Annotated in this window: 18 protein-coding genes; 11 read left to right on the top strand and 7 right to left on the bottom strand. The window is 70.3% G+C overall.

Annotated features, from left to right (window positions below; translation table 11 throughout):
* Positions 1-77: 77 nt before the first annotated feature.
* The gene (locus ACGF12_RS26210; protein ID WP_393034758.1) at positions 78-701 is read left to right on the top strand and encodes a TetR/AcrR family transcriptional regulator; all 624 of its coding nucleotides are present in this window, start codon (positions 78-80) and stop codon (positions 699-701) included.
* Between the two features lie 55 nt (positions 702-756).
* On the opposite strand, the gene ACGF12_RS26205 is transcribed toward ACGF12_RS26210, so the two are convergent.
* From ACGF12_RS26205 to ACGF12_RS26185, 5 genes are all read right to left on the bottom strand, one after another.
* A complete protein-coding gene (locus tag ACGF12_RS26205) occupies positions 757-2,397 on the bottom strand; it encodes an APC family permease (RefSeq protein WP_393034755.1) in 1,641 nt (546 codons plus the stop codon).
* 92 nt (positions 2,398-2,489) lie between these two features.
* Positions 2,490-2,813 (bottom strand): DUF6087 family protein, encoded by a 324-nt coding sequence (locus ACGF12_RS26200; RefSeq protein ID WP_393034753.1) that lies wholly within the window; start codon positions 2,811-2,813, stop codon positions 2,490-2,492.
* A 108-nt stretch (positions 2,814-2,921) separates the two neighbouring features.
* Positions 2,922-3,128 carry a DUF397 domain-containing protein gene (locus ACGF12_RS26195; protein ID WP_393034751.1) on the bottom strand — a complete coding sequence of 69 codons (207 nt, stop codon included), beginning with the start codon at positions 3,126-3,128 and terminating at the stop codon, positions 2,922-2,924.
* Between the two features lie 17 nt (positions 3,129-3,145).
* Positions 3,146-3,349 (bottom strand): DUF397 domain-containing protein, encoded by a 204-nt coding sequence (locus tag ACGF12_RS26190; RefSeq protein WP_393034748.1) that lies wholly within the window; start codon positions 3,347-3,349, stop codon positions 3,146-3,148.
* On the bottom strand, positions 3,342-4,175 hold the full coding sequence (locus tag ACGF12_RS26185) for a helix-turn-helix domain-containing protein (protein WP_393034745.1): 834 nt from the start codon (positions 4,173-4,175) through the stop codon (positions 3,342-3,344). Before ACGF12_RS26185 ends, ACGF12_RS26190 begins: the two co-directional genes overlap by 8 nt.
* 105 nt (positions 4,176-4,280) lie before the next feature.
* Between ACGF12_RS26185 and ACGF12_RS26180 the strand changes: the two genes are divergently transcribed.
* Entirely contained in the window at positions 4,281-4,880 is a 600-nt protein-coding gene (locus tag ACGF12_RS26180) for a hypothetical protein (RefSeq protein WP_393034742.1), read from the top strand.
* The gene (locus tag ACGF12_RS26175) at positions 4,877-5,086 is read left to right on the top strand and encodes a hypothetical protein (protein WP_393034739.1); all 210 of its coding nucleotides are present in this window, start codon (positions 4,877-4,879) and stop codon (positions 5,084-5,086) included. The genes ACGF12_RS26180 and ACGF12_RS26175 overlap by 4 nt, the downstream gene beginning before the upstream one ends.
* A 69-nt stretch (positions 5,087-5,155) precedes the next feature.
* On the opposite strand, the gene ACGF12_RS26170 is transcribed toward ACGF12_RS26175, so the two are convergent.
* The gene (locus ACGF12_RS26170) at positions 5,156-5,791 is read right to left on the bottom strand and encodes a hypothetical protein (protein WP_393034737.1); all 636 of its coding nucleotides are present in this window, start codon (positions 5,789-5,791) and stop codon (positions 5,156-5,158) included.
* 179 nt (positions 5,792-5,970) lie between these two features.
* Between ACGF12_RS26170 and ACGF12_RS26165 the strand changes: the two genes are divergently transcribed.
* On the top strand, positions 5,971-7,554 hold the full coding sequence (locus ACGF12_RS26165; protein WP_393034734.1) for a phosphonate degradation HD-domain oxygenase: 1,584 nt from the start codon (positions 5,971-5,973) through the stop codon (positions 7,552-7,554).
* 34 nt (positions 7,555-7,588) lie between these two features.
* On the opposite strand, the gene ACGF12_RS26160 is transcribed toward ACGF12_RS26165, so the two are convergent.
* A complete protein-coding gene (locus ACGF12_RS26160) occupies positions 7,589-8,398 on the bottom strand; it encodes a GntR family transcriptional regulator (protein ID WP_393034731.1) in 810 nt (269 codons plus the stop codon).
* A 327-nt stretch (positions 8,399-8,725) separates the two neighbouring features.
* Between ACGF12_RS26160 and ACGF12_RS26155 the strand changes: the two genes are divergently transcribed.
* The 7 genes from ACGF12_RS26155 (at position 8,726) to ACGF12_RS26125 (ending at position 14,481) form a co-directional block, all read left to right on the top strand.
* The gene (locus ACGF12_RS26155) at positions 8,726-9,892 is read left to right on the top strand and encodes an ABC transporter substrate-binding protein (protein WP_393034729.1); all 1,167 of its coding nucleotides are present in this window, start codon (positions 8,726-8,728) and stop codon (positions 9,890-9,892) included.
* A gap of 6 nt (positions 9,893-9,898) precedes the next feature.
* A complete protein-coding gene (locus ACGF12_RS26150; RefSeq protein WP_393034726.1) occupies positions 9,899-10,894 on the top strand; it encodes an ABC transporter permease in 996 nt (331 codons plus the stop codon).
* A complete protein-coding gene (locus ACGF12_RS26145) occupies positions 10,894-11,703 on the top strand; it encodes an ABC transporter permease (RefSeq protein WP_380612306.1) in 810 nt (269 codons plus the stop codon). The genes ACGF12_RS26150 and ACGF12_RS26145 overlap by 1 nt, the downstream gene beginning before the upstream one ends.
* 31 nt (positions 11,704-11,734) lie before the next feature.
* On the top strand, positions 11,735-12,820 hold the full coding sequence (locus tag ACGF12_RS26140) for an ABC transporter ATP-binding protein (RefSeq protein ID WP_393034723.1): 1,086 nt from the start codon (positions 11,735-11,737) through the stop codon (positions 12,818-12,820).
* Between the two features lie 94 nt (positions 12,821-12,914).
* Entirely contained in the window at positions 12,915-13,619 is a 705-nt protein-coding gene (locus ACGF12_RS26135; protein ID WP_393034720.1) for an HAD family hydrolase, read from the top strand.
* 7 nt (positions 13,620-13,626) lie between these two features.
* A complete protein-coding gene (locus ACGF12_RS26130; RefSeq protein WP_355672618.1) occupies positions 13,627-13,947 on the top strand; it encodes a multidrug efflux SMR transporter in 321 nt (106 codons plus the stop codon).
* Positions 13,948-14,181: 234 nt separating this feature from the next.
* Positions 14,182-14,481, top strand: a complete 300-nt coding sequence (locus ACGF12_RS26125) for a hypothetical protein (protein WP_380612222.1) — start codon at positions 14,182-14,184, stop codon at positions 14,479-14,481.
* The last annotated feature ends 120 nt before the right edge of the window (positions 14,482-14,601 follow it).

The raw sequence follows: 14,601 nt of genomic DNA, 5'->3' as shown, positions 1-14,601 counted from the left end.
AAGGTCTGTCCGGTTGACTGAGTGCATGACGATAGCCAACCGGACAACTCTCGTCCAGTTATTGCTAGAATCGGCCGATGAACCAACCGCGAAGTGCCGTGGACCGCCTGCTGGTCGACGAGTCGGGGCGCAGCCCGCGCGCCGATGCCCGGCGCAACGTCGAGCGCTTGGTGGCCGCGGCCCGGATCGCGGTCGCCGAGGTCGGCGTCGGTGTGTCCTCCCACGAGATCGCCCGCCGGGCGGGCGTCGGCGTGGGCACTTTCTACCGGCGGGTCCCCTCCCTGGAAGCACTGCTGGAGGCGGTGCTCGACGAGGTGCTGGACGAGATCACGCAGCTGGCCGATCGGGCCCTGGCCGACCCCGACCCGTGGCACGGGCTGGGCGAGTTCGCTGCGGGCTACGTACGTCTGCGGGCCGAGAGCTGCGGCATCAGTGAAGCGCTCGGCGGTGCCTGCCCGGACGGCCTCGCCGAGCGGCTGACGGGTATGCGAGAGCGGATCCGGCAGCTGGTGGAACGTGCGCAGGTGGTCGGCGCCATGCGAGTGGACGTGGCCTGGCAGGACGTGGCGTTCCTGCTCGCCGCCGCGGCGACGGGCGATCACACGCTGGGCCTCCGGGCGGATGACCGCCAGTGGGAACGCAACCTGGGGATCATCCTCGACGGCCTGCGCGCCAGCGAGCCCCTGGCGTCGGTCATCTAGGAAACACCGAGCGGCCCCGGGGAGCAATCCCCGGGGCCGCTGTGTCCCGAGCGGCTCAGTGCCCGCCCGCGTCCACCACCTCGACGCCGCGGATGTTCCGCTCGATGTCCTCGGCCGGCAGCGAGACGGACAGCGCCCAGTAGTAGACGACCAGCGAGAACAGCGCCACGACCGCGATGTCCCACCACAGCGGCAGGTTCCCCCGGGCGCCCACGCCGAAGGTGCCCTGCCAGGAGATGATCCCCATCCCGACCAGGTAGACCGGCAGCCACTGCCCGGCCTTGAAGTCCATCCGCGGCGCGTGGGGCGCCCCCTTCGACGCGGCGTACGCGGAGTACCCGCCGAGCAGCACGTACCCGATGATGATCGCCAGCCCCAGCCGCCACAGGGTGTCCCAGCCGGACCAGTAGATGATCAGGCTCGCCACCACGAACGCCAACGGGGAGATGACCGTGCCGCCGGGCAGGTAGTACGAGCGTTCCATCTCCGGCAGCCGCTTGCGCAGCACCCCGAAGGCCAGCGGCGCGCCCGCATACATCAGCACGACGGCCGAGGTGATGAAGCCGACCAGCCGCTGCCAGCTCGGGAAGGGCAGGAAGCAGAGCACGCCGGCGACCCAGGCGGTGATCAGGCCGGGCCAGGGCACCGAGTTGCGGTCGGTGTACTGCAGGGCGGGCGGCGCGTACCCGTTGCGGCTCAGGCCGTAGGTGACCCGGGAGCTGGAGGTGATGTAGACCAGCCCGGTGCCGGCCGGCGAGATGACGGCGTCGATGAACAGGACCGTCGCCAGCCAGCCGAGGCCGATCAGCGTCGCGAGGCCCGCGAAGGGGCCGCTGATGCCGGGGTAGTCCAGCTCGGCCCAGCCGCCCGCGAAGGCCGACGGCGGCAGGGCACCGATGAACACCACCTGGAGCATCACGTAGACGATCGTGCCGATCACCACCGACCCGATGACGGCCCGGGGGATGTCCCGGCGTGGGTTGCGGCTCTCCCCCGCCCACTGGATGGCCTGCTCGAAGCCCAGCAGCGCGAAGATCACCCCGCTGGTGCTGATGGCCGCCAGCACACCCTTGGCCCCGCCCGGCGCGAAGCCGTGGACGGTGAGGTTGGAAACGTGGAACTCGGTGAACCCGAGCGCGAAGATGGTCAGGATCGGGATCGCGACCTTCCATACGGTGGCCACGCTGTTGGTGTGGGCGAGAAGCCTCACCCCCAGGAAGTTGATCGCGACGAACACCCCGAGCAGGACGGCCGCGACCACGAAACCCGCCCCGGTCAACGTCAGGTCCTCGTTCAGGAGGCCGTTCGCCCAGGTCCAGTGCCGGGCGTAGTTGATCATCGCCTGCACCTCGATCGGCGCGATGGTCGCCGCCTGCAGCCAGGTGAACCACCCGAACGACATCCCCGCGAACCCGCCGAACGCGTAGTGCGGATACCGCGCCGTACCGCCCGCCACCGGGAACAGCCCACCCAGCTCGGCGTGGATCATCGCCAGCAGGACGATCGCCACCGCGCCGATGCCCCAGGACAACAGGGCGGCGGGCCCGGCCGCCACCGCCGCCTTCTGCGCCCCGAACAGCCAACCGGAGCCGATGATCGCCCCGACCGAGGCCCAGAGCAGTCCGACGAGGCCGACCTCGCGCTTGAGCCCGGCCTGCCCTTGAGAGGGCGGGGTCGCGGTATTGGGACGGGCCATGGCACAGCGCCTCTCACCTCGGGGGGAATCCTCCCGACAGTGCCGCAGCACCCTGGACTCCCCACGCCGCAACGCGCTCCGGCCCACCCCTGTCAGCCAGACGGCGGAAGAGGCCTGCGGTGCCGCCCGGCCCCCTTCCGTAGCAACGCCACCGGGGTATCGTCCTGCGGCTCGATCAGCTCGCCGTCGCGCCGCATGATCAGCGGATACGCCTCCGAGAAGTCCGCGGCAACGGCCACCGGCCGCCAGGCACGCCCGTCCCACTCGACCACCAGCCGCGGGACGTCCTGGAACGGATGCAACCCCTGCCGATCCTCGGGCGCGAGCACCAGCGCGTCCCGCGTCCCCGGCGGCCGCTCCCGACCGGCCCGGGCGCCGTACCACTCAGTGAGCGATTCGTCCTCGGGAAAGACCACGTCCTGATCCTCCAGCTCGGCATCGCCCCGAGGTTAGCCCGTTGCGCTCACTCGAACCTCAGAACAAACCGCCCCGGCCGACGAGGCCGGGGCGGTTCATCCGCTCGGTCAGACGGTGCCGAACTCCCCGCATCGCACGGCGGAGACGAAGGCCGACCAGGCATCGGCGGGGAAGACCAGGAAGGGGCCCTCGGGGTCCTTCGAGTCACGGACGGGAACAGTGTCGGAGGCGACCAAGTTCCCTGCTACCTCAATGCAGTTGCCGCCGTTGCTGCTGTACGAGGATTTGAACCACGCGGGTTCGGTGGCGGTCACGGCGGGTCCCCCCTTGATCAGATGATGCCGAACTCCCCGCTCCGCACGGCGGAGACGAAGGCCGACCAGGCGTCAGCCTGAAAGATCAGAGCAGGGCCGTAGGGATCCTTGCTGTCCCGTACAGGCACCCGGTGGAGGAAGTCGTCCGCAACCTCCACGCACTGCCCTTCCTGAGCGCTGTAGCTGCTCTTGCGCCATGAGGCGCTTGTCAGGTCATCCATGCTCAAAACCTCTCCGAACCTGTCGGATGAACTCTCGACTCGCTGCCCGGGACAACGCCTCGACTTGTAGCTGATCGTACTCACCAGCCCACTCGGCCAATACGTCTAGTTCCCGCTCAAGGAAGCCCCGTCGCTGAGTCTCGCCATACCCCACGATGGTCCTGTTTGGCATGGTCAGCAAGGTGATTGGATGTGCGAGCGGCCGGTCCTCGCCGAGCGAGAACGGGCTGATCTGCACGACCATCTGCGGTTGAGCGGACAGTTCCTCCAGATGCAGGAGCTGCTCCACCATGACGTCACGGCCCCCGACGGCCCGGCGCAGGCAACCCTCGTCTATGACGGCGTGGACTCGGGGCGCCGGATGCTGATCAAGGCGCTGCTGCCGATGCAACAACAGCGAGAGCCGCTCCTCGGCCTGATGCTGAGTCGCCCACCCTCGGCGAACTCGCGCTTCTTGATAGGTCCTCGCATAGGCGGGGGTCTGGAAGAGGCTTGGAATGACGTTTATCTCGAACAGCCGCAGCGCCACCGCGTCCGCCTCGCTGCGCAGGTACTCGGCAAAGCCCTCGAACAGAAACCTCTGCCCCGACTTGCGCCACTCCCGTTCGAATCGCTCAGGCGTCTCGAACGCGATATCAAGTCTTCTGGAGAATGGATGGGTTGGAGGCTTGCGACCAGTTTCAACGGCGGACACATGAACAGCCGAGTACCCAGTGAGCTCCGCCAGGCGTTCCTGCGTCCAGCCTCTCGCCTCTCGCAACGCGCGAAGCTCTGCGCCGAACTTGGCGGCGGGCGAAGCATCCGGATCAAGTTCCTTGCGATTCATGATCGCTGGAGACCCTTCCTTCCGGGAAGAAAGGTTGAAGTACTCCAAATCCTAGACCACAGTTGGGACTCCGGGTAGCCATCTCGCTACCGAGAGGAACTGGCTATGAAGCTGCACCGAACTCCGGCAGCCCCACATTCCCCCCGACTCCGCGAGGCCAACACGGTTCCCTCGCGCCAGACCCCCACCGAGTGCTTCCAGGTGGTGATCTACCTCGCCAAGACCAGCCCCGCCTTCCCCGAGTTGGAGATGCGCAGCTGCGAGGAGTACGCGCTCACCCACAACTGGGACGTCACCCTCACCGTCGTGGACGACGAGACGGAGAAGCCCCCGGAGCAACGCCCGCTGCTCCTGGCCGCGTTGCAGACGATCAAGGACAAGGCCGCCGAAGCCATCCTGGTCCCCTCCAAAACGGCCGTCTCCCCCATCGACGGCGAGTTCGACGACTTCGCCAGCCAGGTCGAGAAGGCCGGCGGGTTCGTCCAGGTGGCCCGTCGATGGAGCAACCGATACGGGATCGTTCCCGCCGATGCCCCCAACAAGGCCTCGTTCCCGGTCTGGGTCATCCGGGACCGCAAGACCGGCCACCTGGTGAAGGCGCTGCCACCCCGCCCCGAACCGTTGCGGTTCTACTCGTACGACCGGGCGGAGCGATGGGTGAGCGCCAACGAGCAGCCTCACCCGGACCCGGAGGTCGCCCGATGACCACCACCCTCTCCCGCAAGCGATACGAGATCCGCCTGATCAACTCCCGCAGCCCGCACTTCCTCCTGATGGAGTGCTGGGGCCTGTGGGACCCGGACCAGCATCAGTACCTCCGCGTGCGAGGCGCCTCGGGCAGGATCAGACGGTTCTACACCCAGGCCGCCGCCGAGGCCTACCTCCACTCGGTACCTGACGGCCCCCCGTAGCGGGCACACCGGGTCTCTGAGTGGCCCGTCCTGCCGAGCAGGACGGGCCACTCAACAAGGCCGACTCGCTCAGGACGGCACCTCGGCGAGATGCCGGAACTTGCGGGCGTCGTTGGCCAGGTCGTCCGTGTCGAGCGTGATGTCGTCGCCGTGCTCCACGTAGACCGCCCACATGCTGCCGTCGGCCCAGACGCAGAAGGCGATGTCCTGGGGCTTCCCGGCCTTCTTCATGTCGGTGGTGTGGCCGCACTTCATGACGCCGCCACGTTCGCCCGGGTCGACGGTACGCAGGCCCTCGACGTGCCAGCCGGTGGTCGCCTGGGTGACCAGGCTGTCGATCACGGCCGAGGGCGAGATGATGGGCAGTTCACGGGCGGTGATGAAGACGCTGCGCGACCTGTCCTCGGTCTGGTAGCCGCTGATCTTCGCGTTGCCGAGGGGCGGCGACGCCTTGGGGAGCCGCTCTGCGGGAGTGCTCGGCAGTCCCAGGAACTCCTCCGGCGGGCTGTAGTGGTACGCACGGAGGTCGGCCGTGTCGTGGGCGAAGGCGAGCGCGAGGGCGATGACTGCGGCGAACCCGAAGGCGGCCAGAGTCAGCCAGAGCCGACTGCGCGAGCCCGGCGGTGGGGGCAGGGTCGGGATCGGGGCGACGGGAGTCATGTCCACCAGGACGTCGTCGGCCGGGGTTTGATCTTGATCGAGCACCGGCATATCCGAGCAGGTCAGGGCTGCGGACGCAAGGGATTTGACGGCGGTCTCGACGGACAGTTCCCCGGGCGTTCATCCGACGGGCACCCGGACCTCACCGAGGCCCGGCAGGCTCCGCCCCAGCGGGTGAAGTTGGCTATACAACTCAACCCGGACCGCCAGCCGAGGAGATCCCCATGACCGAGCAACCGCCGCCCTACTGGCTGCGCGACAACTGCCCCTGCGCCGAGTGCCGGGACCCGCGCAACGGCCAGAAGCTGTTCCAGATCAACGACCTGCCGTCGGACCTCACCATCGCGGCGAGCAAGGAGCTCGACGGCAACCTGGAGGTCCTCTGGTCCGACGGGCACCGCTCCCGCTACCCGCTCACCTGGCTCCACGAGGAAGCCGACGGCGACGGCCGCACCGAGCTGGACAAGCGGCTCTGGACGGCCGCCGACTTCGCGCGCGGCATCCCCGAGGCCGACTGGGCGGCCTACCTCGCCGACCCCACCGAGCAGGCCGCCGTCCTCGCCGCCGTCCGCCGCAGCGGCTTCGCCGTGCTGCGCGGGGTGCCGACCGTGGAGCGGCAGGTCCTCCGGGTGGCCGAGAGCTTCGGCTACGTCCGGGTCACCAACTACGGCGAGCTGTTCGACGTCCGGGTCGAGCCGGACCCGAACAACCTGGCCTTCACCAGCGCCGCCATCGCCCCGCACACCGACAACCCGTACCGGGACCCGGTGCCCACCCTCCAGCTGCTGCACTGCCTGGAGAACTCGGCGACCGGCGGCGACTCCGGCCTGGTGGACGGCTTCAAGGCGGCGGCGGTCCTCCGGGACGAGTCCCCCGAGGACTTCGAAACCCTCACCCGCACCCCCGTCCCCTTCGTCTTCCGCGACCGCCGCACCGAACTGCGTGCCGACCGCCCGCTGATCGACGTGGACCCGCTGGGCCGGATCCGCGAGGTGCGCTTCAACAACCGCTCGATCGGCACCCTGCGCGGAAGCGGGAGCGACCTGGAGGCCTTCTACGCCGCCTACCGCCGCTTCGCCGCGATCACCCTGCGCCCCGAACTCCAGCTCACCTTCCGGCTCGACCCGGGCGACTGCCTGGTCTTCGACAACACCCGCCTGCTGCACGCCCGTACGGCCTTCCAGCAGGACGGCCACAGGCACCTCCAGGGCTGCTACGCCGACCTCGACTCACTCGCCAGCACCCTCGCCGTGCTGAACCGCCGCACCGCCGCCCTGGACGGGATCGCCGAGTTGTTCGCGGGCGAGGGCGCCGGGGAGTACCTCGGCGAGGCGGTGACCATGGCCGAGCACATGCTGCAGGCCGCCGCCGCGGCCGAGGCGGCCGGGGCGCCGGACCACCTGGTCGCCGCCGCGCTGCTGCACGACATCGGCCACTTCCAGGGGGCCCTGCACGGCAGGGACCTGATGCGCGGCCAGGACAACCGGCACAGCCACACCGGCGCCGACTGGCTGGCCCGCTGGTTCGGCCCGGAGGTCACCGAGCCGGTCCGGCTGCACGTGGCCGCCAAGCGCTACCTGTGCGCGGTGGAGGACGGCTACCGCGCCCGGCTCTCCGAGGCCTCCGAGTACACCCTGCAGGTCCAGGGCGGCCCGATGGACGAGCGCGAGGCCGCCGCCTTCGCCGAGCTCCCGGGCGCCGTGGACGCGGTGGCCGTCCGTCGCTGGGACGAGCAGGCGAAGGAGGCCGGCGCGAGCACGCCGGACTTCGAGCACTACCGCCCGCTGCTCGCCGCGCTCATGCGCTAGCGCCGGTACGCGAAGGACGCCCGGGAGCGGGACCTCAGTCCATCTCCCGGGCGTGCCGCGAAAGCGCGGACGTGGCCAGCGAGTTGTGCACGCTGAAGGCCACCGTCCCGGGCAGGTAGCGGTCCTGGGACCACTCCACCGGCGTGCCGGTCGGGTCCGTCGTACGCCGCCGCTCGCGCAGCAGCGGGCCGCCCCGGCGGCAGCCGAGCAGCCGGGCGTCCTCCGCGTTGGCGGCGACGATGTCGATGGTGTGGTCGGCGTCGGTGAACAGGATGCCGTGCTCGCGCAGCACCTCCGTGTGCGAGACCACGTCCGGCGGCAGCTCGGCGACGATCTCGCCGACCCGTGGCGGGTAGATGGTGCGCTCGACCATCACCGGCGTGCCGGAGAGCGTGCGCAGCCGGACCGTCACGTACACCTCGGCGCCCGGCTCCAGGCGCAGTTGCTCGCGCTCGGCGGCGCCGGCCGGGCGGCGCACCAGGGAGTCCAGGATGCCGCCGGGCTCCTCACCCATCGAGTACGCCCAGTGGGTGAAGCTGAGCAGTTCGGAGAAGCTCTGCACCCGGGCGCCCCCGAGCACCACCCGGCGGGTGCCGCGACGGGAGGTGACCAGCCCGTCCGAGCGCAGGACGGCGAGCGCCTGGCGGACGGTGCCGCGGGAGACCCCGTACTGCTCGGCCAGCGTGCCCTCGGCGGGCAGCCGGCCCGCCTCGCCGTACGCGCCGGTGGTGATGGCCTCGCGCAGATCGGCGGCCACCTTGCGGTACAGGGCTCCGGCGCGCTCGGTCGGCGGCTGCTCGTCGCCGGCAGCGCGCTCGGCGGGGCGCCCGGGCTCTACTGCCACGTCAGTCAATGTCCCTCCTGGGGCGGTGTCCTGCGCAGCCGTGCCGGCGCGGACAGTCCCGACTGTATCCCGCTGCGCATTCAGAGCATCGCACCGAACGGATCACGCTCCGGTGGCCGGATTCCACCGTTCCCGCAGCCGACCCCGGTTCTGAGTCGTCCGTTCACCTTCCCGTCACCGAACTCCGGCGTACTTACCCCCGTCAGCGAAGTTGGCTAGTCAACTCGGACGGATCCGAACTCACCTCGGACGGTTCCGAACCGCCGCTCGCCTGATCCCCCGATCAAGACACCCGCTTGCAGTTCCCCCTTCTCAGGAGACTGACCCGTGTCCGTGCACCGCGCCCGCTCCGCCGCCTTCGCGGCCGTCCTGACCGCCGCCGCGCTGTCCCTCACCGCCTGCGGTTCCGCCGGCTCCTCCTCCGCGAAGTCCGGCGACGCCGCGGGCGGCAAGAGCGCCAAGACCGCCACCTCCGTCGCCGACTTCGGCGGCATGGACGCCCTGGTCGCCGCCGCCAAGAAGGAGGGCAAGCTGCACGTCATCACGCTGCCGCGCGACTGGGCGAACTACGGCAAGCTGATGGACGACTTCAAGGCGAAGTACGGCATCGAGATCGAGGACGAGAACCCGGACGGCTCCAGCCAGGACGAGATCAACGCGATCACCTCCCGCAAGGGCCAGGACCGCGCCCCCGACGTCGTCGACCTCGGCTCGGCCTTCGCGATCAGCGCCGGCAAGCAGGGCCTGCTGGCCCCCTACAAGGTGACCGACTTCGACAAGATCCCGGCCACCATGAAGGACGCCAACGGCCTGAGCTACAACGACTACGGCGGCTACATGTCGATCGGCTGCGACGCCAAGAAGGTGTCCGTCTGCCCGAAGACCTTCGCCGACCTGCTCAAGCCCGACTACAAGGGCATGGTCGCCCTGAACGGCAACCCGACCAAGGCCGGTGCCGCCTTCGGCGCCGTCTACGCGGCCGCGCTCGCCAACGGCGGCTCGCTGGACAACATCCAGCCCGGCATCGACTTCTTCGGCAAGGTCAAGCAGGCCGGCAACTTCAACCCGGTCGAGGTCACCCCGGCGACCATCGAGAAGGGCGAGACCCCGATCAGCATCGACTGGTCGTACCTGAACGCCGGCTACAGCGACAAGTTCAAGGACAAGGGCATCGACTGGCAGGTGGCCATCCCCTCGGACGGCTCCTACGCCCAGTACTACAACCAGGCGATCAACAAGGACGCCCCGCACCCGGCCGCCGCGCGCCTGTGGGAGGAGTACCTCTACAGCGCCCAGGGCCAGAACGGCTTCCTCGGCGGCTACGCCACCCCCGCCCTGTTCGACTCGATGAAGGCCGCCGGCACCCTGGACGCCACCGCCGCCGCCAAGCTGCCGGCCGTCGAGAAGCCCTTCACCACCTTCCCGACCCAGGACCAGACGGACGCGGCCAAGAAGGTCGTGACCGAGAACTGGGCCAAGGCGATCGCGGGCTGACCTGAGATGACCACGGCTCCCACCCCGGTGCCGGCCACCGCCTCCGCCGCTCACAGCGGCGGGGGCGCCACCGCCGGCCCCGTCACCCCCACCCCGGCCCCGGCCACCGCCGCCACCGCGGCGACCGCCAAGGCCCCCCGCCCGGCCAAGCGCCGGGCCGGCGGCAGCCGCGCCTGGCTCGCCGCCCTCCCCCTGCTGCTCTTCTTCGTGATCGGCTTCGGCCTGCCGGCCGTCGCGATCGCCATCGGCGCGTTCACCACCTCCTCGGACGCGCCCGACGGCGGCGGCACCTTCACCATGGACAACCTCACCGGTTCCCTCCAGGGCGCGTACTGGACCGCCCTGTGGGGCAGCGTGAAGCTCTCGCTGCTGACCGCGCTGATCGCCACCGTGGTCGGCCTGCCGCTGGCCCAGGCCGTGGCGACCTCCCGTTTCCGGGCCTTCCGCGAGGCCGTGATGTCCGCCTCCGGCGTGCTCGCCAACTTCGGCGGCGTCCCGCTGGCCTTCATGTTCGTCGCCACCCTCGGCAACGCCGGTGAGGTCACCAAGAAGCTCGGCCTGACCAAGCACGGCTGGAACCTCTACACCTTCTCCGGCCTGTCGGTGGTCTACCTCTACTTCCTGGTCCCGCTGATGGTCATCACCATCACCCCGGCCCTGGAGGGCCTCAAGGCCCAGTGGCGCGAGGCCGCGTACAACAACGGCGCCACCTCAGTGCAGTACTGGCGGCACGTGGCACTGCCCGTCCTGCTGCCCTCGCTGCTCGGCGGCTTCGTGCTGCTGTTCGGCGCCTCCTTTGCCGCGTACGCCACCGCCGAGGCCATGGTGGGCAGTTCGGTGCCGCTGATCTCGATGCAGATCGGCGACGCGCTGTCCGGCAACGTCCTGGTCGGCCAGGGCAACCTCGCCCTCGCCCTCGGCCTCGACATGATCGTGGTCGCCTGCCTGGTGATGGCCCTGTACCTGCCCCTTCAGCGCCGGAGTGCCAAGTGGCTCGCCTGATCAATCGCATCCGTTTCGGCCGCGGCCTGGTCCTGCTGATCTGCGGGATCTACTTCGCGGTGCCGATGGCCGCCTCGCTGTGGTTCAGCATCGACGACAACAAGGGCGGCACCACCTTCCGCGCCTACACCGAGCTGCTGAACGCCCCCGGCTTCACCGACAGCCTGGTGCTCAGCCTCGAACTGGCCGCCGTCACCGTCGCGGTGCTGCTGCTCCTGCTCGTCCCGGCGGTGCTCGCCGCCCGGCTCGGCGCGCCGAAGCTGGGCCCGGTGATCGAGGTGATGTGCTCGATGCCGCTGGTCGTCCCGGTCGTCGCGCTCACCACCGGCATCATCGGCGTGCTGCGCTGGGGCCCGGACTACCTCCAGGACACCCCGCTCTTCCAGACCATCGTGGCCATCCAGGACCCGAAGTTCCCGATCGTCCTGGTCATCGCCTACGTGCTGATGGCGCTGCCGTTCGCCTACCGGGCGATCGACGCCGGCCTGCGCGGCGTGGACGTGGTCACCCTGGTCGAGGCCGCCCGCAACTGCGGGGCCGGCTGGCTGCGCGCGGTGTTCACCGTCGTCCTGCCCAACCTGCGCAGCTCGCTGCTGAACGCGGCCGTGCTCACCGTCGCCCTGGTGCTCGGCGAGTTCACCACCGCCTCGATCCTCGGCTTCGCCCCCTTCTCGGTGTGGATCAACTCCAACGGCAAGAGCGACGGCCAGATGTCCGTCGCGGTCTCGATGCTCAGCCTGCTGATCGTCTGGCTCGTCCTGCTGCTGATGTCCGCCGTCGGCCGCGGCCGCAAGACCGCCCGGTCCTGAACCACCCCACGCTTTCCAGGAGTCACCAGTCATGACCACGGCCACCGCCCCCGTCACCGGCGTCGCGCTCGCCCCGGGCAGCGCCACCGTCGAGTTCCGCTCGCTGCGCCGCTCCTTCGGCGCCACCACCGCGCTCGACGGCCTCGACCTGACCGTCCACCCCGGTGAGCTGGTCGCCCTGCTCGGCCCGTCCGGCTGCGGCAAGACCACCGCGCTGCGCATCCTGGCCGGCTTCGAGCAGCACGACTCGGGCGAGGTCCTGGTCGACGGCCAGGACATCACCTCGATCCCGGCGCACAAGCGCGACGCGGGCATGGTCTTCCAGTCGTACAGCCTCTTCCCGCACCTGACCGCGCTGGACAACATCGCCTTCGGGCTGCGGATGCGCGGCACCGGCAGGGCCGAACGCCGCAAGCGCGCCGAGGAGTTGCTGGAGCTGGTCGGCCTGCCGCACCGCGCCGGGCACTACCCGCACCAGATGTCCGGCGGTCAGCAGCAGCGCATCGCGCTGGCCCGCGCGCTCGCCCTGCAGCCGCGCGTGCTGCTGCTGGACGAGCCGCTGTCCGCGCTGGACGCCAAGGTCCGCCTCCAGCTGCGCGAGGAGATCCGGCGCCTGCAGCAGGAGTTGGGCATCACCACCCTGTTCGTCACCCACGACCAGGAGGAGGCGCTGTCGATGGCAGACCGGGTCGCGGTGCTGCGTGCCGGCAAGCTGGAGCAGTGCGCCACCCCGTCTGAGCTGTACGGCCGGCCGGCCACCGCCTTCGTCGCCGAGTTCGTCGGCACCATGAGCCGCATCCCGTGCTCCCGCACCTCGGACGGCGTCGAGGTGCTCGGCCGCCGGCACGCGGTGGACGGCGCGATCCCGGCGGACGGCGACCTGCAGGTGCTGGTCCGCCCGGAGAACGTCACCCTCACCCCGTCCGAGGACGGCCCGGCGCTGGTGATCACCGCGTCCTTCCTGGGCGCCGTCACCCGGCTCACCGTCCGCCTGGACGACGGCACCGAGGTCAAGGCCGACCTGCCCACCGAGGCCGCCGCCGCCCTGCCGGCCGGCTCGCGCGCCGACCTCACGCTGCCGGAGCGCCCGGTGCTGGTGGACCGCCGTACCGCCTGAGCCCCCGCTACGGGAGAATCCCCTGCGAAGGGTCCCGCCGCCGAGGGTCTTCCACCGCCCCTGCACCGTCCGAAGAAGCACCGAAGGTACCGCCATGCCTGAAACCGCCATGCCCGAAACGCCCGAAACCGTGCCCGCACTCCCCTCCGCCGTCCTCTTCGACATGGACGGCACCCTGGTCGACACCGAGCAACTGTGGTGGCAGGCCGCCGCCGAGCTCGCCGAGGAGCTGAACCGCCCGCTCACCGACCAGGACGCCCCCGAGGTGCTCGGCCAGGCCGTCGAGCACACCGCCGCCCACCTGCACAAGGTCAGCGGCACCACCCTCGGCGAGGCCGAACTCGCCGCCCGGCTGGGCGAGTCCTTCGCCACCAAGGTCGCCGCCGAGACGGTGCCGCGCCCCGGCGCGCTCGCCCTGCTGGCCGCGCTGCGCGCGGCCCGGGTGCCCACCGCACTGGTCTCCGCCTCCCCGCGCCGGGTGGTCGACCTGGTGCTCTCGGCGATCGGCCGCGACTGGTTCGAGGTCACCCTGGCCGCCGAGGACACCGCCCGCACCAAGCCCGCGCCCGACCCGTACCTGGCCGCCGCCGAGCGGCTGGGCCTGGACCCGGCCGTCTGCGTCGCCGTCGAGGACACCCCGACCGGGGTCGCCTCCGCCACCGCGGCCGGCTGCGCCGTGCTCGCCGTGCCGTCCACCGCCGTCCCGATGCCGGACGGCGACCGGATCACCCTGCTGACCAGCCTGGAGCAGGTCGACCTCGCGCTGCTCGGGAAGCTCTGCGCCGCGCCGGCGGTTTGACAGCGACATGTCCTACCTCCTGCTCGCCCTCGCCATCATCAGCGAGGTCTGCGCCACCAGCTGCCTCAAACTCACCGAGGGGTTCACCCGTCTCTGGCCCAGCATCGGGGTCGGGATCGGCTACGCACTCTCCTTCTTCCTGCTCGGCCGCGCCCTCAAGCACATACCGGTCTCGGTCGCGTACGCGGTCTGGTCGGGCGCCGGGACGGCGGCGGTCGCCGGGATCGGCGTGGTCGCCTTCGGGGAGTCGCTGGGCCGGCTGCAGTGGCTGGGCCTCGCGCTGGTGATCGTCGGGGTGGTCGTGCTCAACCTCAAGGGCAGTCACTGACGAATCGTCACATCACGTTCCACCGGGCCGGGGTGGGAGTCGGACGCACCGACTTCCCATCCCGGCCCGTTCGTTGCCGCAGAGCGCGGCATCTCGCGCCGCCGACGTCAAGACCACGCCTCCTCCGCGCAAGGATCCCGTGTGCATACGGGTCGAGACCCGGCAGCGCGGATCGCCCACGCACCAACGGCGCTATGCTCGGCCGGTCCGACAACCGACGCATCGGGGGAGAAAATGGCCGATTTCACGGTCAGTCCCGAATTCCTGGCCAAGCTCGCCAAGGACCTCAAGGGCTGTGGCGACGAACTCGACCAGGGGCTGAAGGCGCTCAAGGAGGCGAGCCGCGACGGACTCGGCTTCGACTTCCTGGAGGACGCCGGCAAGCACTTCCAGGAGAAGTGGGAGTACGGCCTCAAGAAGGTCCGCGAGTGCGTCAAGGTCCTCGACGACGGCCTGGACAAGGTCGCGCAGTCCTACGACGGCACCGAGAAGAGCATCACCAAGGCCCTCACCCCGGCGGCGGGGCAGTCGTGACCGACCCCAAGCCCGACTGGTCCGGCTGAAGTTGCCCCGGTTTGATGGACAACCTTCCGCTTTGGGACACTGGGTCCCGCAAGGAGGAGTTCATCGTGCCAAGGACGCGTCCGGCCTACC

The organism is Kitasatospora sp. NPDC048296, from assembly GCF_043201815.1.
GTDB lineage: Bacteria > Actinomycetota > Actinomycetes > Streptomycetales > Streptomycetaceae > Kitasatospora.
The sequence above is the reverse complement of the archived record's forward strand: the minus strand, read 5'-3'. Positions and strand labels throughout refer to the sequence as shown.